A 23,512-nucleotide genomic window follows, 5' to 3' on the forward strand; every position below is an offset into this window, starting at 1 on the left:
ACTCAGTTTCAGATGCTGGGATGGTACGCCTCCATTTTGGCCGTTCAAGGGCCAATGACGGCATCGCACTGTGCCTGTAGGGTGGCGCATGACCATATGAGCTGACGCTAAGATTACAGGTTTGGTGGCTTATGGCGCATTACGGGGCATTGTTCCGCACGATCAGCCCGCCATCCAGCCGCCATCCACCATCAGATTGATGCCGGTGACATAGCTTGCCATGTCGCTGGCGAGGTACAGCGCGGCTCCCGCCACATCATTCGGGGTGCCGAGCCGCGGCCAGGGCGTGCGGCTGCGTGAATAGGCGAGCGCATCGGGATCGTTGGCGACACCCGGCTTGCCGGTGATGATCTTGCCGGGCGCAATGGCGTTGCAGACGATCAAATCATCGGCGTGGTCGACGGCGATCTGCCGCGTCATCTGCACGATGCCACCCTTGCTCACCGAATAGGGAAAATCGCCGGGGCAGGCGACCATGCCGTGCTGCGAGGAAATGTTGATGATGCGGCCGCGAACCTCGTTCACCGGCGCCTGGGTCAGCATCTGCATGACGGCGCGCTTGGAGCTGTAGAAGAACCCCGTCAGATTGACGCTGATCACGCGGTTCCATTGCTCCGGCGTGGTCTCGACTAGGTTGGTGCTGGTGTAGATGGCCGCATTGTTGACCATTACGTCGAGCCGTCCGAAACGCTCGGCCGTCGCGCCGACCAGCGCATCGACCGCGTTCCAATCCGAAATGTCGGTCGCGACATGCATCGCCGTCCCGCCAGTCGACTGGATCAGATCGGCGGTGCTCTGGCCGCCTTCGATCGGCAATTCGGCGGTATCGGCAATGACGACGGCAGCGCCTTCGGCCGCGAATTTCAGCGCGATGGCGCGGCCGATGCCGGAGCTTCCTCCGGTGACGATCGCAACCTTGTCCTTGAGCAGGGCCATCTCTTCTCCTCAATGTTCCCGGCGCACGACCTTGCCTTGCCCCGGACCGGTCAGCACCTGATCGCGCACGATCTGTCGCCCGCGCAGAAACACATTGGTCAGCCGCGCCTTGACGCTCCAGCCGTCGAACGGCGTGTAGGCCGCGCGGGAAACCTGTTCGGCGTCCGAGATTGAACTGGACTGGCGTGGGTCGACGATCAGCAGGTCGGCGTCATAGCCGGTAGCGATGCGTCCCTTGCGCCGGCCGAGCCCGAAACGCTCGGCCGGATTGCGTGCGCACATCCGCACCACATCGGGGTACGTGATCAGCCCCTCATCGACGAGCTTCAGCATCACCTGCAGCAGCGTCTGCAGCCCCGGCATGCCGCCGGGGATATCGGCGAAAGCAGCGTAAGCGGCGGCCTTTTCGGCCGGCGCATGCGGTGCGTGGTCGGTGGCGACGATGTCGATCAGCCCACCCTTCAGCGCAGCGCGCAAGGCCTCGACATCCTGACGCGACCGTAGCGGTGGCGACCCCTTCAGCCTGGCGCCTTGCGTTTCGTAGTCGTCGGCGGTGAAGAACAGGTTCTGCGGCGTGGTCTCGACACTGGCATCGGCCCTGTCGCGCAGCCGGCTCCACGCCTCGACGCCCGGTTCTGAATTGATCTGCCGGACATGGATATGCGCGCCGGTCGCGGCGGCGGCAAGCACGGCGCGCGCAACGCCGCCGGCTTCCGCCAGCGGTGGCCGACTGTCGAGAAAGGCCGCGATGGTCCCCGTCTTGTTGCGCTCATTGGCGCCGGTCAGCATCGATTGATCGCCCGGCGAAATGCCGATCAGCGTGTCGGCGTGGCCGAAATGTCTGAGTGCCTCGGCAACCATGTCGAAATTGCGAAACAGGAAGGCCTCCGGCACATCGGAGGTGAACAATTCGAACGACACCGGTGCGAGCGCGAGCAGGCCGGCAATGCGCGACAGATCGCGGCTGACCACGGCCTGGAAGCCGACATCGACATGGAGACGGCCTGTCGCCGTCGCCATCTTGTCGGCGAGCTGTTCGGCGCTGGCCGTCCATGGCTCGTCGGTCGGCATGTCGAGCACCGTCGTGACGCCACCAAGTGCCGCCGCATGGGTGCCCGAGGAAAAATCCTCCTTGTGCGTGAGGCCAGGCTCGCGCAGATGCGCATGCGCGTCGACCAGGCCGGGCAGGAGCAGGCAGCCCGAGGCATCCACTACCGTCGCGGCTTCAGCCGTTCCACCGGGTGTGATCAGCGCCGCGATGCGGCCGCCGGCAATGCCGACATCGCGCCGTTCCTGCCTCTCGGCGTTGACGACGGTCGCACCCCTGATCAGCGTCTCGAACATACTCAGCCGTGCCGCTCGAAGCCAGCATGGTTCTCCAGCCAGAACCGGGCAATGTCCTCGCGCCGCATGAAGGCGGCCGCCGGCTTCTGCTTTACATGCTCGATCACCTCGCGCAGCCCCGAGGCACGGTTGGGTTGGCCCATCCAGCGCGCATGAATGCCGATCGTCAGCATGCGGCCGCCGGTCTCGTCGGCTTCGTCGAGCATGTAGTCGATGGCCGAGCGGCAATCCTGCGCGAAGTCGCGCGGATTGCTGTAACCCGGCGCGACGAGATAGCGGCTGTCGTTCAGTGTCTTGGAATAGGGCACGACCAGGATCTCGGTGCCTTGATGGTCGAGGAAATACGGCAGATCGTCATTGCAGGGATCAGAGTGGTAGAGAAACCCGCCTTCGCGCACCAACAGATCGCGCGTGTTGACGCTCGGCAGCGAGCGGCAGTTCCAGCCCAGCGGACGCCTGCCCATCAGCCTCTCGTAGAGCGCAATCGCCTCGTGCAGCTGGCGCTCTTCCTCGCTGCGCTCCATCGTCGTGTAGTCGATCCAGCGTAGCCCATGGCCGAGCAGGTCGTGACCGCGCGCGTTCATCCATTCGGCGACCGCCGGGTTGCGCTCCAGCGCAACCGCGCAGGCGGAGACGGTGATCGGGATGTCATAGCGGTCGAACAGCCGCGCCAGCCGCCAGACACCGGCCCGGCTGCCATATTCGAAATGCGTCTCGGTGCCGAGGTCGCGCACCGGCGGGCTCGAGACGAGATTATACTCGCCCCAATTGTCGTTGCGGCCGTCCTCGAGCCAGGAATATTCCGAGCCTTCTTCGTAGTTGAGCACCAGATTGATGGCGAGTTTGACGCCGCCGGGCCATTTCACGAAGGGCGGATGCGGGCCGTAGCCGACGAAGTCGCGCGGTTGCTGAAAATCGGTCGGCATCGCTTTGCTCCTCAAACTTCGTTGGCAGCGATCCAGTCGATGTAATCGTGGAACGCCTGCTTCGCCGGCGTCGGCCGCCAGCTGGTATCGCGCTCGATGCGGGCAAGATCGTATTCGCCCCACATGCCGGTCTTCAGCGTCGCGTTCATGGTGATGTTCGCCGTCTCGGTTGGGCTGATTTCACTTTTCAGGCCGGGGAAGCGTTCGCTAGCCCAGCCGATAAAGTCGCCGACCGTCTGCGTACCGCCGCTGCCGATGTTGTAGTGGCGATAGCGCAAGGTCTCGGCATCGAGCAGCGCCATGACAGCCTTGGCGACGTCGCTCGACAGCACATAGTCGCCGAGCGGCTCAAGGCTGTTCGGCCGGATCGTTTCGCTGTTGAGCGCCATATGCGCGACGCGGTTCGGCAAATGCCGAACATTGCGGCTGCCGGTGACGCGGTCCATCGGCCCATAGACCGAGGACAACCTGACCGAGATGGCGGACAGGCCGAACAGGTCGGCGTAGCGGTTGGTGACCATTTCCGCGGCGAATTTCGAGATACCGTAAAGCGTCAGAGGCGCCACATAGCCGTCCTCGGGCAGCGGCTCGCCGCTCCAGTCCGGCCCGTTGTGGCGATAGACCGAACCGGAGCTGACATAGACGAAGCGCTTGATGCCGGGGCGGCCGCGCGCCCATTCCAGCATGCGCACCGTACCCATCAGATTGACGTCGACGATGGCCGCCGGATCGTTGGCCTCGGGCGGCTGCGTCGGGTCGCTCGGGCGCGAGTTCGGCGTCACCGTCGCGCCATGGACGATTGCCGTGATTCCATGCGCGTCGAGTGCCGAAGCCCATTGCTTGGGATCCAGTATGTCGGCGGTCAGCACGGTTAGGCGGTCGCGCACCGGCGCGAAGAATTTTTCCGCAATCGCGTCGAGCCCCGACCGGTCGAGGATAACGGCGCGGGCGTGCGGATCGCGGTCCAGCCATTCGCGCGCCACCACGCTCATGACAAAACCGGTGCCGCCGGTGACGAGCAGCGTCATGGGAACTCCTTTGAAATCGACTTGAAGAATTCAGCGCGTCGCATAGCCGCCATCCACGAGCATGTCCGAGCCGGTGACGAAGGACGCGTCCGACGACAAAAGGAAAGCGGCTGCCGCCGCGATCTCCTCGGGCTCCGCGATCCGGCCGAGCAGATGCGCCGGCCCGAGCCCGGCATTGGCCGCCTCGAAATCCGCGAAGCGGCGCAACAGCCGCGTCGTCGCCACCGCGCCCGGCGAGAGACTGTTGACGCGCACCTTGTCGGGCGCATGGTCGACCGCCATCGCCTTGGCGAGATGGATGAGCCCGGCCTTGGCGGCGCAATAGGCAACAGCCTTGGTGGTGGCGACGCGGCCGAACTGCGAGCCGATGAAGACAACCGAACCGCCACCGCTTGCGGCGATCAGCGGCACCGCGTACTTGCTCATCAGGAACGCGCCGGTCAAGCCGACATCGAGTTCGCGCCGCCACGCGCTCTCGTCGAGATCGACGACAGTGGCGCTGGTCGAAGGGGCCGCAGCATTGTGCACCAGCCCGTCTAGCCGACCGAATTTTTGTCGCGCGAATTCGACAGCGTTCCTGGTGGAGCCGCTATCCGTCACGTCGCATTGGCAGGCGGCTGCCGAAGGCCCAAGCGTGTCGGCAAGTTGCGTTGCCGGGTCGAGATTATAGTCGGCACAGACGACCATGGCGCCCTCGGCAATGCACCGCTTGGCGATCGCTGCGCCGATGCCGCTCGCGGCACCCGCGATCAGGATGACGCTGTCTTGCAGGCGGTTCATGGCGGTCGTCATCAAACCCGGTCCTCGACGGCTTGCACGATCGGCACGGAGACCGGACGGCGCAGCAGATTATAGCAGGCGGCAAGCGTCACCAGAACCGCGCCGCCGCCCAGCAGCAGGAACATCGCCGGCGCACCCATATGCGCCATCAAGCCGGCGGACACGCCTGGCGTCGCGACATTGCCGATCGAGTAGAGCAGAAGCAGCGTGCCGGAGGCGCCGACCATGTGCCGGCTGTGCAGCTGCGAGGCGCCGAACGCCATCGCCACCGGATAGATGGTCAGCGCCGTGGCGCCATAAAGAAAAAACAGCACGAACAGCAGCGGTTCCGAAAAATTGCCGAGCCAGGCGATTGCCGCGCAAAGCGTCACCGACAGCAGGCCTTGCGCCAGCAGGATCAGCCGCCGCTCGAACCGGTCCGACAGCCAGCCGACGGGCGTCTGCGCCAGCATGCCGGCGATGCTGATGGTCGTCACCAGGCCGACCGTCGTCGCCGCCGACAGACCGATCTGGGTGCCGTAGATCGGCGTCAGAACGAAGATGTTCATATTGGTGATGCCACCCTGGAAGATGGCCACGACCGTCACCGGAGCCAGCCGGAACAGCGCCAGGGGACCGAGGCGCTTGACCGGTCCGCTCGCGTGCTCCGGTTCGGCGGGAGAGGCAGGCAGCACCGGCCAGCGTCCGCCGATGAATTTGGACACCAGCGCCAGCAGCACCGTCGCTGCCGCGACAGGAAACAGATGCGGCGATTGCGGCCCGACCAGAGCGACGAGCAGTTGTCCGAGCAGCACCGCGATCGCCGTCGTCAGCATGTAGAGCGAGAACAGCGCGCCGCGATTGTGCTGCTCGGCATAGAGATTGATCCAGCTTTCGCAGACGACGAAGAGCGACGCCATCGACATGCCGCCCAGCAGGCGAAAGCAGATCCAGGTCGGCACGAAATCGGTGAAGACGAAGCCTGCCGCCGCCAACAGCGCCAGCACAAGGATCACCACGAAGGTGCGCTCATGGCCGTAATGGGCGACCGCCGGGCGCGTGACCAGGCAGCCGACGAAAAAGCCGACGGGATAGGCGGTGAGCACGATCTGGACGACATCGGGGGAAATGCCTGGCTTGCCGAGATGCAGCGACACGGCGGTGGTCAGCATGGCGCTGCCGATGCAGGCGAGGCAAATACCGGCCATGATCGGCAGCAAAGCGCGCGAGCGCTCTGCGTTTTGCCACAGCCGCATCGCGGATTGGGCGATCGACCTCATGGCTGCTCCCCTGACGGCGCCGTCGACGACGCCACCCTGAACGAGGAGGCTACACGGGGCAGCAATTGCTGCAAACGAAGATAGATACGGCTATGGCTTCGATTTTTTTGGCCATGCCGGAGACGGAAAGCGGCATCTTGGGCTCCGGCGGGCTTTACAGCGGTTTTGTGCCGTCCATACCATAGGCAACTGCCGCTATCGAAGCTGCCAGGAGGAACTGCATGACGATCGAACGTCTTGAAAACGGCCAACGCTTCTGCCGGGTGCTGCGCTACAACGGCACCGTCTATGTCGCGGGCCTGACGGCGGACGACCTCTCCGGCGACACGACCTCGCAGACCAAGCAGATCCTCGCCAAGATCGATGCCCTTCTGGCCAAGGCCGGCAGCGACAAGACCAAAATCCTCAGCGCCCAGATCTGGCTCAGGGACATCGCCGATTTCGAGATGATGAATACGGCCTGGGACGCCTGGATCGATCGCAGTGCCATGCCGGTGCGCGCCACGGTGGAAGCGCGGCTCGCCGGTGACCAGTACCGCGTCGAGATCATGGTGACGGCGGCGGTCGGCTGAGGCCGATTGGGGTGGGCAAACCGAATGCATGAGCTGGTCATCAAAGGTGGACGCGTCGCGCTCGACGACGGCTGGGCCGACTGCGATATCGGCATCGATGCCGGCCGCATCTCAGCCATCGGCAATGGCTTGTCCGGAGAGACGCTGATCGACGCAGCTAAGCGCTGGGTCATGCCCGGCGGCATCGACGCCCATTGTCATCTCGACCAGCCGGTCTGGGGCGGGGCGGGCAATGCCGACGATTTCGAATCCGGCACCATTTCGGCTGCTTTTGGCGGCACCACCTGCATCGTCCCGTTCGGCATGCCGGGTCCTGATATGTCGACGATCGGCGCCATTGATCGCGCGCTCGATCGCGCCGCGGGCCGTGCGGTGATCGACTACGGGCTGCATGCCGTCGTGACGATGGGCACCGGCGCCGATGTCGAGCAGCAACTCGCCGCGCTTGCCAGCCGCGGCATTGCCTCGGTGAAACTGTTCATGACCTATCAGGGCTTTGCCGTCGACGATGATCTGTTCTTCAAGGTGCTCGATACCGCCCACACGCTTGGCTGGATCGTCATGGTCCATGCCGAGAACGACGCCGCGATAAGGCGCACACGCCAGCGGCTGATCGACCTCGGCCGCACCGACATACGCTACCACGTCGTCGCGCACAGCGAGACTATGGAGCGCGAGGCGACGCACCGCGCGCTCGCCTTCGCCGAAATGACCGGCGCGCGCATGACCATCGTGCATGTCTCCTCCTGGCAGTCGGCTGAAGAGGTGGCGCGGGCGCGATTGCGTGGCGTCGACGCCATCGCCGAGACTTGCCCGCAATATCTCTTCATCAGTGGTGCCGATCTCGACCGCTCGGCGCTCGATGCGGCGCGTTTCGTCTTTTCGCCGCCGCCACGTTCGCCACGCAGCCATGAGCATCTGTGGCAGGCGCTGATCGACGGCCGCATCGATCTTTGGTCGTCCGACCATTCGCCCTATTACTTCGCCGACAAGATCGGCAAGGCGGAAACACCTGGCTTTACCACGACACTCAGCGGCATTCCCGGCATCGAGACTCGCTTGCCGCTGCTGTTCTCCGAGGGGCTGCTGACCGGCCGGCTGACGCTCGACCGCTATCTCGATCTCACCTCGCGCAATGCCGCCGCCATCTACGGCTTCGCCGATCGTAAAGGCCGTATAGCGGTCGGTCTCGATGCCGACCTAGTGCTGTGGGATCCCACAGCCACCTGGACGCTCGGCCACGCCGCTTTGCATTCGCGTGTCGACTTCACGCCTTACGAGGGCAGGAGCGTGACCGGCAAACCGACCACCGTTCTGGTGCGCGGCGTGCCGGCGATCGCCGATGGTGTGCTGAAGGCGCAGCCGGGCTTCGGACAATTCGTGGAGCGCACCGCCGCTGATCCGGCCCGCTCGGGAAGACCAGTCGAGGAGACGACGCCATGGCTCGATGCCTGACCATTGCGGTCGCCCAGACCGGACCGATCCAGCGCAGCGCGACACGTGCCGAAACGGTCGGTCGCCTCGTCCATCTGCTGGAGCAATCCGCTGCGGCTGGCGCCGAGATTACCGTCTTTCCCGAGATGGCGCTGACCACCTTCTTTCCGCGCTGGCGTATCGACGATCAGGCCGAGATCGACGCCTTCTTCGAGAGCGCGATGCCGGGGCCGGAGACGCAGCGGCTCTACGATGCAGCCGCTCGTCTCAAGATCGGCTTTGCGCTCGGCTACTGTGAATTCGCTAGGGAAGACGGCCGCACGCGCCATTTCAACACCATGGATCTGGTCGGACCGGACGGGCGCTTCATCGGCCGCTACCGCAAGATGCATGTGCCGGGCTCGGCCGAGCCGGAAGAAGGCACGACCACGCATCTGGAACGGCGCTATTTCGAGCCGGGCAATCTCGGCTTTCCGGTCTTCGATTATCGCGGCGTCCGCGTCGGCATGGCAATCTGCAACGACCGCCGCTGGCCGGAAACCTATCGCATGTTCTGCCTCAACGGCGCGGAGGTGGCGGTGCTCGGTTACAACACGCCGCTGCTGCTCGATGAGGCGCCGGCGCTGGCGCATCTCAGGATGTTCCACAACCATTTGCCGATGCAGGCCGGCGCCTACCAGAACACGCTGTGGGTGGCCGCCGCCGCCAAGGCCGGCCTTGAGGATGGCCAGGCGCTGATCGGCGGCTCCTGCATCATCGCGCCGACCGGCGAGATTGCGGCGCAGGCGATTTCGCTCGGCGACGAGGTCATCGTCCATCGCGCCGACCTCGATCTCATCGCCACCTGCCGGAAGGTGAATTTCGATTTCGCGCTCTATCGCCGCCCCGATCAATATCGCCTCATCAGCGAGCCCGTCGGTTCGCATGTCTGACTTGGGCCGCGACCGATCCGTCGCGTGCATCGCGACGCCGCCGGCCATTCCGCTATCGCTGGCTGAGATCGTCGAGAACGGACTTTGTATCGGTTGCGGGCTCTGCCGGTCGCTCGCCGGCCCGCAAGAAATCGCGATGATCATGACGCCAGAGGGGCGCCTGCGGCCGGTCGCCCGCGTGGCGCTGAACCATTCGACCCTGACACGGATCAACGCCGTCTGCCCGGGAACGCGGATCGCAGGCCCGCCGCCGTCGCAAACGGCTACAGCCGCGCTGACAGACACGGTATGGGGGCCTGCCGAGCGGGTCAGCCTCGGCTATGCCGGAGACCCGGCGGTGCGGTTCCAGGCATCGAGCGGCGGCGTGTTGACGGCGCTTGGCCAGTTCCTGCTGACGTCCGGCCGCGTCAACTTCGTCCTGCACGTCTCCGCATCGCGGACCGCCCCGATGCGCAGCGAGCGGCGGCTGAGCTTCGATGCCGCGTCGGTTCTCGAAGGCGCCGGCTCGCGCTACGGGCCGGTCGCGCCGCTAGAGAATTTCAGCGAGATACTCGCTCGCGGCAAACCCTTCGCGCTGATCGCCAAGCCTTGCGATATCACCGCCGTTCGCAATCTGGCTCGGCACGATCCGCGCGTCGACAAATACATGAGCTATGCGCTCGCTTTCGTCTGCGGCGGCGCATCCGACCTGTCGAAATCCGAACAGGTGCTGCAGCGCTTCGGCCTCGCCGAAGACGAGCTCGCGCTGTTCCGCTACCGGGGCTACGGCAATCCCGGGCTGAACCGGATCGAAACCAAGGACGGCCGCGCCTTCCAGCTCACCTACCGGCAGCTTTGGGAGGACGAGGACAAATGGATGATCCAGCCGCGCTGCAAGATCTGCCCCGACGCCGTCGGCCAGGTCGCTGACATCGTCGCGTCCGATGCCTGGCTGAATGGTGGGCCGGCGGTCGATGACGAAGCCCTCAACGGCATAATCGTGCGCACCAGGCGTGGCCTCGAACTGTTCGACGCGGCGGTCGCAGCCGGCGCGCTGGCGATCAAGCGCAAGAGCAGCTTTGCCGAACTCGGCGAACTGCAGTCGCATCAGACACGCAAGCGTCGCGCCGTCTGGGCGCGGCTGAAAGGCATCGAGATTGCCGGCAAGCCGGTGCCTGTCATCACCGCCCTGGAAGATTGCGCCCGGCAAAACGCTCTGGCCGACAATCTCGTCGAAGGCCGCGGCGCCCGCGACCGCGCCAAACGCGGGCGGCTGGGCGAACCGCGACCGGTGCCGCGCGGCGAAGTCGTGATAGTGAAGGATGGATGTCCATGAGTGCCGCTGAAGAAACGGACGTGATCGTCATTGGCGGCGGCATGGCTGGCGCCGGCGCTGCCTTCGAGATCAGCCGGTCGGCCAAGGTGGTGCTGCTCGAGCGCGAGAGCCATTGCGGTTACCACACCACCGGCCGCTCGGCGGCAAGCTTTACCGAAAACTACGGCAACGGCGTCATCCGCCGCATCGTGCTGGCAAGCCGCTCGTTCCTGACCGAACCGCCGGCCGGCTTTTCCGACTATCCGCTGCTGAGCAAGCGCGGCATGATTACCGTCGCCCGCGCCGACCAGCTTGAGCTCCTAGCGCAAGATCTGAAGGCGGCTCAAGCGCTGGTTCCGTCCATCGTCGCCATGACGCCCGCCGAGGCGATCCAGCGCGTTCCGGTGCTGCGCGCCGACTATCTCGCCGGCGCCTATATCGAACCGCATTCGATGGACATCGACGTCAACGGCCTGCACCAGGGTTTTCTGCGCGGCGCCCGTGCACGAGGCGCCAGGATCGTCACCAACGCTGGCGTCAAGGTGATCGACCGGCAAGGCGGCCAGTGGCGGGTCGACACCCCGGCCGGAACCTTTCTTGCGCCGCGCATAGTCAACGCCGCCGGCGCCTGGGGCGATGAGATTGCCGTCATGGCCGGCGTCCGCCCCGTCGGCCTGCAGCCGAAGCGCCGCACCGCCTTCAACATCCCCGCACCTGCGGGCGTCGACATATCGGACTGGCCGCTGGTCCACGATGTCGGCGCCGAGTTCTACTTCAAGCCGGATGCCGGGCAACTCTTCGTCTCGCCGGCCGATGCGACGCTGTCGCCGCCGATGGATGCCTATGCCGAGGACATCGACGTCGCCATCGGCGCCGAGCGTCTCGAAAGGGCCACCACCATCGAGGTGCAGCGCGTGTCGCGCTCCTGGGCCGGCCTCCGCACCTTCGTCACCGACGGTTCGCCCGTTGTCGGCCCCGATGACGAAGTGCCGGATTTCGTCTGGCTGGTCGGACAGGGCGGTTACGGCATCAAGACCTCGCCGGCACTGTCGCGCGTCTGCGCCAGCCTGATCGCCGGTACCGGCATGCCGGATGATGTCGCGCGGCAAGGGGTGTCGCTCGACGATCTCACGCCACACCGGCTGCGCGTGTCTCAATTCGCGCGGGTTGCTTCATGAGCGATGCCGGACTGACGGCCGGCGGCCGACTGGCCGGGCGCCTGCTGGAGACACTGGCGCAAGCCACCGCCGATGCGCCGGGCGTCACGCGCATCGCCTACGGTTCCGGCGAACGTTTCGCCCATGATCTCATGCGCGAGGAAGCGGAAAAACTCGGCGCGGTCGCGCGCGTCGATGCTGCCGGCAATCTCTATCTGACCCTCAGAGGTCGCGATCCCAACCTGCCGGCAATCGTTACAGGCTCCCATCTCGACAGCGTGCCGCATGGCGGCAATTTTGACGGTGCCGCCGGTGTCGTGGCGGGCCTGGCGGTGATGGCCGAGGTGGTCGGGCAAGGCATACAATTGCCGCGCGATCTCATCGTGCTGGTGACGCGCGCCGAGGAGGCCGTGTGGTTTCCGCTGTCCTATCCCGGCAGTCGGGCCGCGCTCGGACTGCTCGATCCTGCAGCGCTGGATGCGAAGCATTCGGACAGCGGACGCAGCCTGGCAGATCACATGCGCGAGGAGGGCTTTGATCCCGACGCCGTGCGGCGGGGCGTGCCGGGCATCGATGCCTCTCGCATCGCCGCTTTCGTCGAAGTGCACATCGAACAAGGCCCGCGCCTGGTCGCAGCTGGCGTGCCGGTCGGTATTGTCACCGGCATCGCCGGCGGGTTCCGCTATGTCGATGCCAAATGCTTCGGCGCTTACGCCCATTCCGGGGCCGAGCCGCGCTTTGCTCGGCATGACAGCGTGCTCGGTTTCGCCGATCTGGTCGCCGGCCTCGAAGCGGAATGGGACGCGCTCGAGCGCGAGGGACACGAAGCCACCATCACCTTCGGCCGCGTGCAGTCCGACCCCTCGCAACATGGCGGCAGTCGCGTGCTCGGCGAGCTCGGTTTCACCCTCGATGTGCGCAGCGCCGAGGCCGTTGTTCTTGAGCGGATTGAAGCAAGGCTGCACGCGCTCTTTGCGGAGGTGGGAACGAAGCGCGGCGTCACGTTCGAAGCCCGGTCACGCTTCACTTGGGAGCCGGCGACCATGTCGCAAGCTTTGATCGCAAGGCTGGATCGCGCTGCCGCCGATTTGCAGATGCCGGCGCCGCATGTGCCGAGCGGGGCAGGGCACGACGCCGCCACCTTTGCCGGCGCGAACATTCCGACCGCCATGCTGTTCGTGCGCAACGAAAACGGCAGCCATAACCCGCATGAAGCGATGGAGATCGCCGAACTCGATCAGGCGATCCGTCTGCTCCTGCGTTTCGTCACCGACTTCGACAAGGACCAGCCATGAACCGTGCCGCGTTGCTCGTCATCGACCTGCAGAACGAATACCGGCCCGGCGCCGCCTGGCCGGTCATCGGCTATGATGCCGTGCTCGCCAACGCCGCCCGTCTGATCGCCGCCGCCCGCGCCGCCGGCATTCCGGTCATCCACGCGCAGGCCTGGGTCAAGCCGGAAGAGCGCGCCGGCTATGCCAGGCAGGAGGAGATCCTGACCGAGGAGTTTCGTTCGGCCGTGGCCGGCAGTGAGGGCGCCGACATTTGCGCCGAAGTGGCGGCGCTGCCCGGCGACATTGTCATCCACAAGCACTGGCCGAGCGCCTTTCGCCGCACCGATCTTTCGCAGTGGCTCGCCGATCTCAAGATCGAAAACCTTGTTGTCGCCGGCGTGCTCACCGACAGCTGTGTCACCGAAAGCGTGTTCGACGCGGTCTATCAGGGGTTTCGCGTCTGGCTGGTCAAGGACGCCTGCGGCAGCATGAGCGAAGCCATGCACCGCACCGGCATGCTCGACATGGCCAACCGCCTCTATGGCGGCGGCATATTGCGCATGCCCGAGGCGCTGAAGGCGCTCGCCGGTCAGAGTTTTGACGGCTGGCGCTGCACAAGGCCGGTCGAGTTTGTCTACACGCTGGAGACGGTCGACAGCCTCTACGAAGCGCTGTGATCCGCGCCGCAGCCGCACGCGCTTCTGACGATCGTCTTTGAGGCAGCGGGCTTGAGTACCGCACCCGGCAGTGCGCCGGTCGTCTTGCCGCTGCTCCATACGGACACGCCGTTGACGAAGACATGCTCGATGCCGGCAGCCGGTTGGCGCGGCTCTTCGAAGGTCGCGGTGTCGATGATCGTCTGCGGATCGAAGATCGTCAGGTCGGCGAAATTGTCGACCGCCAGCGTGCCGCGCTGCGCGATGCCGAATTCACGCGCCGCAAGCCCGGTCATCCGGAACACCGCCTCTTCCAGGCTGAACAGGCCGACATCCCTGGCATAGTGGCCGAGCACGCGCGGAAATGTCCCCCACAGGCGCGGATGTGGGTGGATGTCGTGCGGCAGGCCATCCGAACCGATCATCGTGCGTGGATGCGCGATGATGGTGCGAACATCCGTCTCGTCGAGCTGGAAATAGACCGCGCCCGCCGGCAGCAGGCGCTCACCAGCCTCGCGCTCGCTGCAATTCCATTCGCGCGCAATGTCGGCGATCTCGCGCCGCGCCATTTCGGGGTGCGGCGTGGACCAGGTGATAAGGATCTTCAGCCCGGTGTCGCACCGCTCCAGCCGAAGCACCGTCGAGCTCGCGGCATAGGGGTAGACATCCATGCCGATGTCCATGGTCTCGCGCGCCTGGTCGATGCGCTTCAGCGAAGGACCGCTCTTGCCAAAATTGGCACGGCCCGTGCATTGGTGATGTGAGATGAACAGCTTGCCGCCGGCATGGCCGGCAATGTCGATGGCTTCCTCGATCGCCTCATCCATTGTCTCGAAATAGTTACGCGTATGGGTGACGTACGGCCCGCCGAGGCTTGCCGCCGTCGCCGCAAGCGCCCTGACCTCTTCCGTCGAAGAGTTGACGGCTGGCGGGTAGTCGAGCCCGGTGCTGAGGCCGAACGCGCCCTCGGCCATCGCCTCAGCGACCGCCTCCTGCATTAGCGCCGCCTCCGCCTCGTTGGCCGGGCGGTCCGTCACCGGCATGCAGCGCTGACGCAATGTGGTGTGGCCGACGAGCAAGGCCGCGTTCGTGGCGATGCCGCGCTTCTTCAGTTCGGCGATATAATCGGCAAAACGGTCGAAGCGAAAATTCTCCTGGCCGCCGACCAGCGTGAAGGGCGGCGGCGGGGCGCGATCCAGCAGCAAAGGCGCAAGGCTGATGCCGCAATTGCCGGCGATCACCGTCGTCACGCCCTGGCTGATCTTCGGCACCATGCCATCGGGTGCCAGCAGCGCGCCGTCATCATGGGTGTGCACGTCGATGAAGCCCGGCGCGACTATCTTGCCCGAAGCGTCGATCTCTTGTCCACCACGTGCGTCGCCCAGGTCGCCGATGGCGGCGATCCTGTCGTCGTCGATGGCGACGTCGGCCTCGAAGCGATCGGAACCGTCGCCTGAAATCAGCGTGCCATGGCGGATGACGAGATCGTATGGCATCGCGTCAGCCGTCCGGATTGGCGGCGATCTCCTCGCGGCGGCGCGCGACATAGGCGTCGAGCTCCTCGCGGATTGCGGGATCCATCACCGGCTCCTCGTAATCATGCAGCGCCTGCTGCCAGAGCTCGGTGGCGCGCTCCAGCGCATCCTTGCCGCCGGCTTCCTCCCAGGCGCCATGGTTTTGCCAGTTGGACAGCATCGGCTGGTAGAAGGCGGTGGTGTAGCGCGACATCGTATGTTCGGCGCCGAAGAAGTGACCGCCGGCCGGCACCGACTTGATCGCCTCGAAACCGAGATCGTCCTCCTGGAACGGCAGCGGCCGCAGGAACTCCATCATGTTCTGCAGAATCTCGACATCCAGCACGAGCTTTTCGTAGGACGCCGTCAGTCCGCCTTCGAGCCAGCCCGCCGCGTGGTAGATTAGATTGGCGCCGCCGAGTACCGCGCCCCACGTCGCCATCTCGGTCTCATAGGCGGCCTGCAGATCGACGACGTTCGAAGCGTTTGCGTTCGAGGTGCGGTAGGGCAGGTTGTAGCGCCGCGCCAGCTGCCCGGCGATGATGTTGGCCTTGGCGTTCTCCGGCGTGCCGAAAGCCGGCGCGCCCGACTTCATGTCGACATTGGAGGTGAAGGCGCCGTACATCACCGGCGTGCCGGGATTGACCAGCTGCGTCAGCACCACGCCGAACAGTGCTTCGGCGTTTTGCTGGCAAAGCGCCGCCGCCAATGTCACCGGCGTCATCGCGCCCATCAGCGTGAACGGGGTGACCGTCACCGGCTGGCCGTGCTCGGCCATCGCGATCAGGCCTTCGGCCATGGCGTCGTCGAACAGGCGCGGCGAGTTGATCGAGATGATCGTCGTCACGCCGGGCGAAGCCCGCATCTCCTCGACACTGATGCCGCGCGCGATCGCCATCATGTTGATGCCGTCCATCGCCCGGGCGCGGCCGATCGCCGTGCAGTGGAAGGAGAGGTCGCTCAGCGTCAGATTTGCGTAATAGGTATCGAGATGCCGCGCATTGGCCGGCAATTCCATCGGCGCCACAACCTGGTTGCCGATGATGTGGATGGCGTTGAAGTGGTGCGCCAGCCGGATGAAGTTCTGATAGTCGGACAGATTGCCCTGGCGGCGGCCATTGATGCGGTCATGCACATTGGGCGGGCCGGCGACCAGGCCGAACACCAGCGAATTGCCGCCGAGATGGACCTGCTTTTGCGGATTGCGGCTGGTCAGCCTGAAAGAGGACGGAACCGCCCGTAGCGCCTCGGTAACCAGGCTCTCGTCGATCCTGATGGTCTTTTCCTCGCGGTCGACGATCGCGCCTGCCGCAGCAAACAGATCCATTACCTTTTCGCTCATGACGCGGATGCCGAGTTCCGACAGGATGCGCATCGAGGTGTCGTGCAGACGCTGCATCCGATCCTCGTCCAGCAACTGCATCGGCGGATAGGGGTTCTCGACATGCTGCCAGGGCAGCTGCGCGATGCCGCCGCCGCTGCGTCCGATCTTCGATCTGCGGCCCCCGCCGCGCCTGTCCTGCGTCATTTGTTTCGTTCTCCCGGCCTCAGTAGCCGCGCTCCGGATTGACTGTGTTTTCCAGCGTCTGGCCGCTGCGGTAGCGCTTGAGATTGTCGGCGAACATCCGCACCGATTTGATATCCCAGCCCTCGTAGACCGCCGCACAATGTGGCGTGACGGCGACATTGTCGTAGCCCCACAAAGGGTGGTCCGCCGGCAGCGGTTCTGTGCTGAACACGTCCAGCGCCGCGCCCTTGATCCGCTTGCCGTCGAGGGCTTCGAGCAACGCTGCCTCGTCGGTCACGCCACCGCGCGAAATATCGATGAGCACGACCGAAGGTTTCATCGCCGCGAAGGCCGCCTTGCCGAGCAGGCCACGCGTGCTGGCCTGCAGCGGCACGCAGCAGACGATGAAGTCGGCGCGACCGAGCAGAGCAAGCAGAGCATCCGGGTCGTGCACCTCGTCAAGGCAGGGCATCGGCTTCGGCCGGGCGCGGATGCCGAGCGTTTCCATGCCCATGGATTTCGCCCGCCTGGCGACGGCCGTACCGGTCTTGCCGAGGCCGATGACAAGGACCGTCTTGCCTTCGATCGGCTCGACACGGCCACCGCCCCACTGGCGTGCCTGCTGGCGGCGCTCGAAACCGCGCAGGTCGAGCGAGAAGGACAGCATGGCGCCCAGCGCATATTCCGCCAGCATGCCGGCGGCGACGCCGGCCGAATTGGTCACCTTGACGCGCGCCGGATCCCAGCGCCCGAGATGATCCGTGCCGGACCCACCGACCGATACCCACTTCACGGTCGCGCTTTCGACAAGCGCCTGGCGGGGAAAGCGCGGCGTGCCGTCGAAGCGGACGGTGTAGACCACCTCGGCGGCCGTCTGCTCGATCAGAGCCGGCAAAGCCGCATAAGTATCGCAGGCGTGGACGGTGAGATCCGGATGCGTCTCGCCGAGCACCGCCATCGCTGCCGCCGGCCGGTCGGTGTGCAGGATGACGGTGGGGTGAGCCGACATGTCTTGCGCCTCAGCCGCGGCCAATATGGTCGGCTGCGGGACCGAGCGCGGCAAGCAGCGTCTTGCCGTGTTCCAGCGTCGCATTCTCATGCGGCGAGCGCAGGTTCAGCCAGCGACTGTCGCCGGAGCGCACGGCCAGCATCGCCTTCATCGCCGGGATCAGGCCGGCATCCTGGATGACTTTCCGAAAGGCTTTGATCGCGGCATCCGCTTGCGTGACGTCCTTGCCCGCGATCGTCTCGTCGTAGAGTGCGCGGATGGCCGCGGCGTTGAGGTTGACCGTCGCCGAGATGCAGCCTGCAGCACCATTGGCGAGGCCCTTGGTCAGCTGCGCCTCGGAGCTAGGGAACACCGCGACCGCAGGTGCCGCGGCAATCACCGCCGCCGTGTTGTTCCAGTCGCCGGCGCTGTCCTTGTAGGCGACCACCGTCTCCGGAAACGCCGCGCTTAGCCGGGCGGTCAAGGCCGGGCTCACCGGAACGCCGGAGTTCTGCGGGATGTGGTAGAGGATCATCTTCAGCGCCGGATTGGCCACCCGCTCGATCAGCTCGCTGTAATAGCGCGCCTGGCCGTTGTCGCCGGCAGCGGTGTAGAAGAACGATGGCAGCACCATCACGCCGGCGCAGCCGAGCCCGACTGCATGCTTGGACAGTTCAATGGTTTCGGGCAATGCGGTGACACCGGTGCCGGGCATCATGCGGGTGGGCGAAATACCGGCTTCAACCAGCCATTCCAGCGCCTGCATGCGCTCACTGAGGGAGAGCGACAGCGCCTCGCCCGTGGTGCCGAAGGGCGACAGGAAATGCGCGCCCTGGTCCAGCACCCATTTGGCGTGCGAGATCCAGAGGTCGCGGGCGATGCGGCCATCGTTCTCGAACGGCGTCAGGATCGGGGCGATGGTTCCTTGCGGGCGGGTCATTTATATCCTCTATGCCTGATGTTGCTTGCAGTGCCTGGCCACCGCCGAGACGGTCCGAGCGAAATACGCCGACGCGGTGACGTCGAACAGTACATCGAAACCGGCCGGCGCGCGGAAGGTAACCGCCTCGATATGGCCGACACGCGTCTGCGCAATGTCCTCGGCGCAGAATCTGTCGGGGCGCAGATCGAGTGCGCAGAGCTGGCTCATCGCTTCCGCAATCGCGGGACCGGAAAGCCGCATCCACGCCCAGCCTTCCTCGCGCCAGGACGAATAGCCTTTCGGCCCGGTGTCGCTTTCCCAGGCGCCCCGCAGTTCGGCCAGCGGCTCACCGGCATCTTCGCGAAGCAGCAGAATATCCTCATTGCCAAGCCGCAGCACGCGCATGCCGCGATGGCTGCCGATGCGATTGATCGCGGGCAAGACAACACCATGCGCGGCGAGCCAGGCAGCGCTGCCACCGCCCTTCAGGCCGAAACGCGGGCTGGCGGTGAGATCGGTCAGCGCAACAGCGCCCGAAGGCAGCATTGTGCCGTGCGCGGCGCCGCCTTGCATGAATGGAAATACGGGCATTGCGTCGAGGCCCGCCATCTACATCTCCTGCCGCGCATTGGTCGGGTCGAAGAAGGCATGGCCGACAACCGGCACCTCGACCAGCGCGCCATCGCGGCACTTCACCATCACCGGGCTTCCTTCTTTGGAGTCGTCGACATGGACATAGGCCAAAGCGATGGAACAGCCGAGCGTCGGCGAAAAGCCGATCGAGGTGATCTGGCCGACGGGATCGTTGCCGCGCAGCACCAGGCAGCTCTCGCCGGGTATGTCTTTGGCGCCGGCGGGAAATTGCAAACCAACCAGCTTGCGCGCCTGGCCAAGCCTGGCGCGCATTTCGATGGAACGCTTGCCGACGAAGAACGGCTTCTTCTTCGACACCGCCCAGCCGAAGCCGAGCTCGTCCGGCGTGGTGATCGCATCCGTATCCTGGCCGATCAGGATATGGCCTTTCTCCAGGCGCAGAATACGCGACGCTTCCAGCCCGTAAGGCATGAGGCCATGCGGCTTGCCGGCCGCCATCACCGCGTCCCACAGCGCCGGCGCGAGGCTGGATGGGCAATGCAATTCGAAGCTGAGTTCGCCGGTGAAGCCGATCCGCATGACGCGCACCGGCACGCCGGCGACGACGCCTTCGCGGCCGCTGAGATAGGGGAAGGCCTCGCGGCTGAAATCGATATCGCCTGACAAGGCTTCAAGCACCGAGCGTGCCTTCGGGCCGGTGACGTTGAGGCCGCAAAAGGCGCCAGTGAGATTGAGGACATCGACCTTGAGCCGCCACTGCGCATTCCAGAACAGCATGTCGGCATAGACGCGCGCGACGCCGCCTGTCGTGGCCGTGACATAGAAGCGGTCGTCGGCCAGGCGGTAGGCAACGCCGTCATCGACCACCGAGCCCATCTCGTTGAGCATCAGGCAATAGCGCACGCGCCCGACCGGCTGGTTGGCATGCGCCATGGTGTAGAGCCGGTCGAGGAATTCGCCGGCATCCGGCCCGCGCAGCTCCAGCTTGCCGAGCGTCGAGACGTCGAGCAGGCCGACGCCTTCGCGCACCGCCATGATCTCGTCGCGGATAGCCTTTTGCGTGTCGCCGGTATCGCCATAAAAGTACGGGCGCCACCAGGCGCCGACCGGCTTCATCGCGGCGTTGAGTGCCAGATGCCTGGCGTGCAGTGCGGTGCGCCGTTCCAGCACCTCGTGATGGCCGGCAAGCACGCCGAGCGTCTCCGGGCCGACCGGTGGGCGCGCCGTCGTGATGCCGACTTCGGCCACCGTCCGGTCGGTCGCTTCGGCGACGATCCGCGCCGTCGCCAGCGCCGAATGGCGGCCCTGGCTCGGCCCCATGCCAACCGTGGTGAAGCGCTTGACCAGCTCGATCTCGCGATAGCCATCCTTGATGGCGTTGTGCAGGTCCTTGACCTGTAGATCCTCGTCGAAATCGACGAAGTCGCGGCCTCTCGCATTGGCCAGGATTGGCTGCACATGGACCGGGCAGGATGGCTTTACTTTGTCGAGGACTGTATCTCGCGCAACCGCATGGCCAAGCCGCTGCAGTGACATTGCAGCCGCACGACGGCCGCCGGCAACAGCGCCTTCGAGGCCATGGTCTCCGGCGACCGAGCCGGCAAGCCGCACCGACCCTTGCGCCAGCGTGAGCGTCATCGATCCGGTGACGTCTTCGTACCCGACCTTGGCTCCCGCCTGGCAAGACAGTTGCCATGCCGGCACCTCGCCAACGGCGATCGTCAGCAGGTCGCATTCTACCCATCGTCCGCCGATGCGAACCCGGGCCAGGTGTCCGCCGCGACCTTCCGCAGCTTCAACCGTCACCGCCTTCTGGATCGCCACGCCCCTGCCGTGCAGTTCGGCTTCGAGCGGACCCGGCACGCCGCCGGATCGTGGATCGGCGACCAGCATGACCGAGACGCCGGCCTCGACCAGATCGAGCGCGACGGCATAACCCTCATCATTGCCGGTCAGCACCACGGCCTTTTGCCCGGGGCGCACACCATAGTGGCGGATCAGCCGCTGTACGGCGCTGCCGAGCATGATCCCCGGCAGATCATTGTTGCGAAAGATTGCAGGCTGCCCGATCGCGCCGGTGGCAAGGATGACTTCGCGTGCCCGTGTGCGATAGAGCCGGTCGCCCTGGATCAGCGGCAGCCAATTGTCCTCGTACCAGCCATTGCAGAGCGTGCCGGTCATTGTCAGCAGATTGGGCAGCGCCTCGCTACGCGCCGTCAGGTCCGCAAGCATTGCCGGGTCGTAGCGGCCGTAAGTCAGCGATCCGCCGATCTCCGGATTCTCGTCGCAGAGCACGACATCGGCACCCGATTCGGCGGCAGCGATCGCCGCGTTCAGGCCGGCCGGACCGGCGCCGACCACCAGCACGTCGCAATGAAGATGCGACTTGTCGAAATGCCGTTGCGCGGCCTTGGTGTCGACGATGCCGAGCCCCGCCTTGCGGCGGATGATCGGCTCCCAGAATTTCAGCCAGCTGTCGCGGCGCGGTCCCATGAAGGTGCGGTAGTAGAAACCGACCGGCAGGAAGCGCCCAAATCTGTCGATGATGGCGTCGCGGTCATGCGCCAGCGAGCCGTTGACGTTCTGCGCGCGGACCTGCAGGTCTTCGCTGACCGGCGTGCGGTCAGCTGCGACGTTGGGCTCCGAAGGCAGCTGCACCAGCGTGTTCGCCTCGGCCCCGTTCATGCTGAAGACGCCGCGCGGGCGGTGGTATTTGAACGAGCGCGACAGCATCCACTGCCCCGATGCGGCGAGCGCGCTGGCGATGCAGTCGCCGGCATAGGCATCGAAACTTTTGCCTTCGAAGCTGAAGCGCAGCGGGCGTGTCCGGTCGATGCGGGTACCGAAAGGGGCGGGCAGGCGGTTCATGACTGGCCGCTGCGCTGCGAGGCATCGAAGGTGCGGATGATCTCGTTGCTGACCAGATCGCGCTCGGCGAGGAAAAAGTAATTGCTCGGCACATGCCGCCACCACTCGACCACGACGCCTTTGCGGTTCTCGGCGCGGAACAGGTGTCGCGACCAGTCCGCGTCGGCGGTCTGTTCAGGATCCAACTCGTCGCGCACCGGCCCAAAAGACTGGAACTCGTCGATGTTGCGCGGGCCGTTCATCGGGCAGGTCATGATCTTCATCGTCAGTGTTGTTTTATGTTCAATGACTGGCCGCCGTCGCGCCCATTTCGTTGAGCAGCTGGAAGGTCTCGAAGCGCTCCAGCGCGAACGGTTTCAGGATATCGGGAACGCGGCCGCTGGCGATGGTCTCGGCCATGCGTTTGCCGGCAACCGGCGTTGCCTTGAAGCCCCATGTGCCCCAGCCGCAATCGAGCCACAGATTGTCGAGCGGGCTGGCGCCCATGATCGGGCTGTTGTCCGGCGTCATGTCGGTAATCCCGGCCCATTGCCTGAGCAGCCTGACACCTTGCAGAAACGGAAACAGATGCACCGCGCCTTCGGCCAGATGCTCCTTCATGTCGAGCGTCGAGCGTGTCGAATAGAGCTGGTAGGGATCGGAGCCGCCGCCGATCACCACCTCGCCGCGCGACGACTGCACGAGATAGGTGTGCAGCGAGACGGAGGAGACCAGCGTGTTGAGCCACGGCTTCAGCGGCTGCGTCACCATCGCCTGCAGCGGATAGCAGCGGATCGGCAGTTCGACGCCGGCCATCAGCGCGACGTCGTAGTTCATGCCGCCGGTCGCGATCAGCACCTGGCCGCAGGCGATGCGGCCGCGGTTGGTCTTCACCGCCTGGACCCGGTCGCCGGCGATTTCAAAACCTTGCACCTCGGTGCGCTGGTGGATCTCGACACCGCGCCGCGACGCCTGCGCGGCATAGCCCCAGGCCACCGCGTCATGCCGCGCGGTGCCGCCATCGGCATGCCAGAGCCCGCCGAGGATTTCGAGCGCGCCGCCATAGTCCATGTTGAGCGACGGCACCAGTTCCTGGACCGCCTTCTGGTCGACCACTTCGGTACGGGTGCCCAGATGCTTGCCCATTTCGGCGCGTGCATGGAAGCTGCGTAGCGTCGCTTCCGAATGCGCAAGCGTCAGCTGGCCGCGCTGCGAGAACATGACGTTGAAATCGAGCTCCTGCGACAGCGTCTCGAACAGCGCCACGCCTTCCTTGTAGAAGGCGATGCCTTGCGGCGTGATGTAGTTGGAGCGGATCGTCGTGGTGTTGCGCGCCGTGTTGCCGCCGGCGAGGTAGCCTTTTTCGAGCACCGCCACGCTGGTGATGCCGTGGTACTTCGCCAGATGATGCGCGCAGGACAGGCCATGGCCGCCGCCGCCGATAATGACGACATCGTAGGATGGCTTGAGCGCCGGCGTGGCGGGGATGTCCTCGCTGACCGGATAGTCCCGGCTGAGACCGTATTTCAGCAGCCCGAGCGGCATGTC

At 65.4% G+C, this 23,512-nt stretch carries 21 protein-coding genes; 7 read left to right on the top strand and 14 right to left on the bottom strand.

Features of this window, described 5'->3' with window-relative positions; all coding sequences use genetic code 11:
• Nucleotides 1-162: 162 nt before the first annotated feature.
• Genes JQK88_RS26030 through JQK88_RS26055 form a run of 6 tightly spaced genes read right to left on the bottom strand, consistent with a single transcriptional unit; the run spans nt 163 to nt 6,273 of the window.
• Complete coding sequence (locus JQK88_RS26030) at nt 163-936, bottom strand: SDR family NAD(P)-dependent oxidoreductase (RefSeq protein ID WP_203279887.1); 774 nt, start codon at nt 934-936, stop codon at nt 163-165.
• A gap of 9 nt (nt 937-945) precedes the next feature.
• Nucleotides 946-2,280, bottom strand: coding sequence for a dihydroorotase (locus tag JQK88_RS26035; protein WP_203279888.1), 1,335 nt, complete (start codon nt 2,278-2,280; stop codon nt 946-948).
• Between the two features lie 2 nt (nt 2,281-2,282).
• Nucleotides 2,283-3,206, bottom strand: coding sequence for an allantoinase PuuE (locus tag JQK88_RS26040; RefSeq protein WP_192255902.1), 924 nt, complete (start codon nt 3,204-3,206; stop codon nt 2,283-2,285).
• Nucleotides 3,207-3,217: 11 nt separating this feature from the next.
• On the bottom strand, nt 3,218-4,234 hold the full coding sequence (locus JQK88_RS26045) for an NAD-dependent epimerase/dehydratase family protein (protein WP_192255904.1): 1,017 nt from the start codon (nt 4,232-4,234) through the stop codon (nt 3,218-3,220).
• 30 nt (nt 4,235-4,264) lie between these two features.
• Entirely contained in the window at nt 4,265-5,026 is a 762-nt protein-coding gene (locus tag JQK88_RS26050; RefSeq protein WP_192255906.1) for an SDR family NAD(P)-dependent oxidoreductase, read from the bottom strand.
• Nucleotides 5,026-6,273: an MFS transporter gene (locus JQK88_RS26055; protein WP_203279889.1), complete on the bottom strand. Its 1,248-nt coding sequence runs from the start codon at nt 6,271-6,273 to the stop codon at nt 5,026-5,028. Before JQK88_RS26055 ends, JQK88_RS26050 begins: the two co-directional genes overlap by 1 nt.
• 221 nt (nt 6,274-6,494) lie before the next feature.
• Between JQK88_RS26055 and JQK88_RS26060 the strand changes: the two genes are divergently transcribed.
• The 7 genes from JQK88_RS26060 to JQK88_RS26090 are packed head-to-tail and all read left to right on the top strand — an operon-like array spanning nt 6,495 to nt 13,613.
• Nucleotides 6,495-6,845, top strand: coding sequence for a RidA family protein (locus JQK88_RS26060; protein ID WP_112566108.1), 351 nt, complete (start codon nt 6,495-6,497; stop codon nt 6,843-6,845).
• 24 nt (nt 6,846-6,869) lie between these two features.
• The gene (gene hydA, locus JQK88_RS26065; RefSeq protein ID WP_203279890.1) at nt 6,870-8,300 is read left to right on the top strand and encodes a dihydropyrimidinase; all 1,431 of its coding nucleotides are present in this window, start codon (nt 6,870-6,872) and stop codon (nt 8,298-8,300) included.
• A complete protein-coding gene (locus JQK88_RS26070) occupies nt 8,285-9,211 on the top strand; it encodes a nitrilase-related carbon-nitrogen hydrolase (RefSeq protein WP_203279891.1) in 927 nt (308 codons plus the stop codon). The genes hydA and JQK88_RS26070 overlap by 16 nt, the downstream gene beginning before the upstream one ends.
• The gene (locus tag JQK88_RS26075) at nt 9,204-10,526 is read left to right on the top strand and encodes a Coenzyme F420 hydrogenase/dehydrogenase, beta subunit C-terminal domain (protein WP_203279892.1); all 1,323 of its coding nucleotides are present in this window, start codon (nt 9,204-9,206) and stop codon (nt 10,524-10,526) included. Before JQK88_RS26070 ends, JQK88_RS26075 begins: the two co-directional genes overlap by 8 nt.
• Entirely contained in the window at nt 10,523-11,683 is a 1,161-nt protein-coding gene (locus tag JQK88_RS26080) for an NAD(P)/FAD-dependent oxidoreductase (RefSeq protein ID WP_203279893.1), read from the top strand. The genes JQK88_RS26075 and JQK88_RS26080 overlap by 4 nt, the downstream gene beginning before the upstream one ends.
• Complete coding sequence (locus JQK88_RS26085) at nt 11,680-12,957, top strand: Zn-dependent hydrolase (protein WP_203279894.1); 1,278 nt, start codon at nt 11,680-11,682, stop codon at nt 12,955-12,957. The genes JQK88_RS26080 and JQK88_RS26085 overlap by 4 nt, the downstream gene beginning before the upstream one ends.
• Nucleotides 12,954-13,613, top strand: a complete 660-nt coding sequence (locus tag JQK88_RS26090) for a cysteine hydrolase family protein (RefSeq protein ID WP_203279895.1) — start codon at nt 12,954-12,956, stop codon at nt 13,611-13,613. The genes JQK88_RS26085 and JQK88_RS26090 overlap by 4 nt, the downstream gene beginning before the upstream one ends.
• On the opposite strand, the gene JQK88_RS26095 is transcribed toward JQK88_RS26090, so the two are convergent.
• Genes JQK88_RS26095 through JQK88_RS26130 form a run of 8 tightly spaced genes read right to left on the bottom strand, consistent with a single transcriptional unit; the run spans nt 13,598 to nt 23,509 of the window.
• Nucleotides 13,598-15,088 (bottom strand): N-acyl-D-amino-acid deacylase family protein, encoded by a 1,491-nt coding sequence (locus tag JQK88_RS26095; RefSeq protein ID WP_203279896.1) that lies wholly within the window; start codon nt 15,086-15,088, stop codon nt 13,598-13,600. The genes JQK88_RS26090 and JQK88_RS26095 overlap by 16 nt on opposite strands.
• A 4-nt stretch (nt 15,089-15,092) precedes the next feature.
• Nucleotides 15,093-16,634, bottom strand: a complete 1,542-nt coding sequence (locus JQK88_RS26100) for a trimethylamine methyltransferase family protein (protein WP_203279897.1) — start codon at nt 16,632-16,634, stop codon at nt 15,093-15,095.
• Nucleotides 16,635-16,653: 19 nt separating this feature from the next.
• Nucleotides 16,654-17,622, bottom strand: a complete 969-nt coding sequence (locus JQK88_RS26105; RefSeq protein WP_203279898.1) for a D-2-hydroxyacid dehydrogenase — start codon at nt 17,620-17,622, stop codon at nt 16,654-16,656.
• A gap of 10 nt (nt 17,623-17,632) precedes the next feature.
• Entirely contained in the window at nt 17,633-18,541 is a 909-nt protein-coding gene (locus JQK88_RS26110; protein ID WP_203279899.1) for a dihydrodipicolinate synthase family protein, read from the bottom strand.
• Nucleotides 18,542-18,550: 9 nt separating this feature from the next.
• Nucleotides 18,551-19,132, bottom strand: a complete 582-nt coding sequence (locus tag JQK88_RS26115; RefSeq protein WP_203279900.1) for a hypothetical protein — start codon at nt 19,130-19,132, stop codon at nt 18,551-18,553.
• Nucleotides 19,133-21,985: a 2Fe-2S iron-sulfur cluster-binding protein gene (locus tag JQK88_RS26120; protein ID WP_203279901.1), complete on the bottom strand. Its 2,853-nt coding sequence runs from the start codon at nt 21,983-21,985 to the stop codon at nt 19,133-19,135.
• Nucleotides 21,982-22,227: a sarcosine oxidase subunit delta gene (locus tag JQK88_RS26125; RefSeq protein ID WP_246750047.1), complete on the bottom strand. Its 246-nt coding sequence runs from the start codon at nt 22,225-22,227 to the stop codon at nt 21,982-21,984. The genes JQK88_RS26120 and JQK88_RS26125 overlap by 4 nt, the downstream gene beginning before the upstream one ends.
• Nucleotides 22,228-22,267: 40 nt before the next feature.
• Nucleotides 22,268-23,509, bottom strand: a complete 1,242-nt coding sequence (locus JQK88_RS26130) for an FAD-dependent oxidoreductase (RefSeq protein ID WP_203279902.1) — start codon at nt 23,507-23,509, stop codon at nt 22,268-22,270.
• Nucleotides 23,510-23,512 lie beyond the last annotated feature (3 nt).

It is taken from the genome of Mesorhizobium caraganae (assembly GCF_016836705.1).
Classification (GTDB): Bacteria; Pseudomonadota; Alphaproteobacteria; order Rhizobiales; family Rhizobiaceae; genus Mesorhizobium; species Mesorhizobium caraganae.

Bases quoted from the DNA above. Each gene is read 5' to 3' on its own strand.
- JQK88_RS26030 (WP_203279887.1), bottom strand. From the start codon at position 936: ATGGCCCTGCTCAAGGACAAGGTTGCGATCGTCACCGGAGGAAGCTCC.
- JQK88_RS26040 (WP_192255902.1), bottom strand. From the start codon at position 3,206: ATGCCGACCGATTTTCAGCAACCGCGCGACTTCGTCGGCTACGGCCCG.
- JQK88_RS26070 (WP_203279891.1), top strand. From the start codon at position 8,285: ATGGCTCGATGCCTGACCATTGCGGTCGCCCAGACCGGACCGATCCAG.
- JQK88_RS26100 (WP_203279897.1), bottom strand. From the start codon at position 16,634: ATGACGCAGGACAGGCGCGGCGGGGGCCGCAGATCGAAGATCGGACGC.
- JQK88_RS26125 (WP_246750047.1), bottom strand. From the start codon at position 22,227: ATGAACGGCCCGCGCAACATCGACGAGTTCCAGTCTTTTGGGCCGGTG.
- JQK88_RS26055 (WP_203279889.1), bottom strand. From the start codon at position 6,273: ATGAGGTCGATCGCCCAATCCGCGATGCGGCTGTGGCAAAACGCAGAG.
- JQK88_RS26050 (WP_192255906.1), bottom strand. From the start codon at position 5,026: ATGACGACCGCCATGAACCGCCTGCAAGACAGCGTCATCCTGATCGCG.
- JQK88_RS26075 (WP_203279892.1), top strand. From the start codon at position 9,204: ATGTCTGACTTGGGCCGCGACCGATCCGTCGCGTGCATCGCGACGCCG.
- JQK88_RS26105 (WP_203279898.1), bottom strand. From the start codon at position 17,622: ATGTCGGCTCACCCCACCGTCATCCTGCACACCGACCGGCCGGCGGCA.
- JQK88_RS26035 (WP_203279888.1), bottom strand. From the start codon at position 2,280: ATGTTCGAGACGCTGATCAGGGGTGCGACCGTCGTCAACGCCGAGAGG.
- JQK88_RS26060 (WP_112566108.1), top strand. From the start codon at position 6,495: ATGACGATCGAACGTCTTGAAAACGGCCAACGCTTCTGCCGGGTGCTG.
- JQK88_RS26120 (WP_203279901.1), bottom strand. From the start codon at position 21,985: ATGAACCGCCTGCCCGCCCCTTTCGGTACCCGCATCGACCGGACACGC.
- JQK88_RS26110 (WP_203279899.1), bottom strand. From the start codon at position 18,541: ATGACCCGCCCGCAAGGAACCATCGCCCCGATCCTGACGCCGTTCGAG.
- JQK88_RS26090 (WP_203279895.1), top strand. From the start codon at position 12,954: ATGAACCGTGCCGCGTTGCTCGTCATCGACCTGCAGAACGAATACCGG.
- JQK88_RS26115 (WP_203279900.1), bottom strand. From the start codon at position 19,132: ATGGCGGGCCTCGACGCAATGCCCGTATTTCCATTCATGCAAGGCGGC.
- hydA (WP_203279890.1), top strand. From the start codon at position 6,870: ATGCATGAGCTGGTCATCAAAGGTGGACGCGTCGCGCTCGACGACGGC.
- JQK88_RS26045 (WP_192255904.1), bottom strand. From the start codon at position 4,234: ATGACGCTGCTCGTCACCGGCGGCACCGGTTTTGTCATGAGCGTGGTG.
- JQK88_RS26095 (WP_203279896.1), bottom strand. From the start codon at position 15,088: ATGCCATACGATCTCGTCATCCGCCATGGCACGCTGATTTCAGGCGAC.
- JQK88_RS26080 (WP_203279893.1), top strand. From the start codon at position 10,523: ATGAGTGCCGCTGAAGAAACGGACGTGATCGTCATTGGCGGCGGCATG.
- JQK88_RS26130 (WP_203279902.1), bottom strand. From the start codon at position 23,509: ATGCCGCTCGGGCTGCTGAAATACGGTCTCAGCCGGGACTATCCGGTC.
- JQK88_RS26085 (WP_203279894.1), top strand. From the start codon at position 11,680: ATGAGCGATGCCGGACTGACGGCCGGCGGCCGACTGGCCGGGCGCCTG.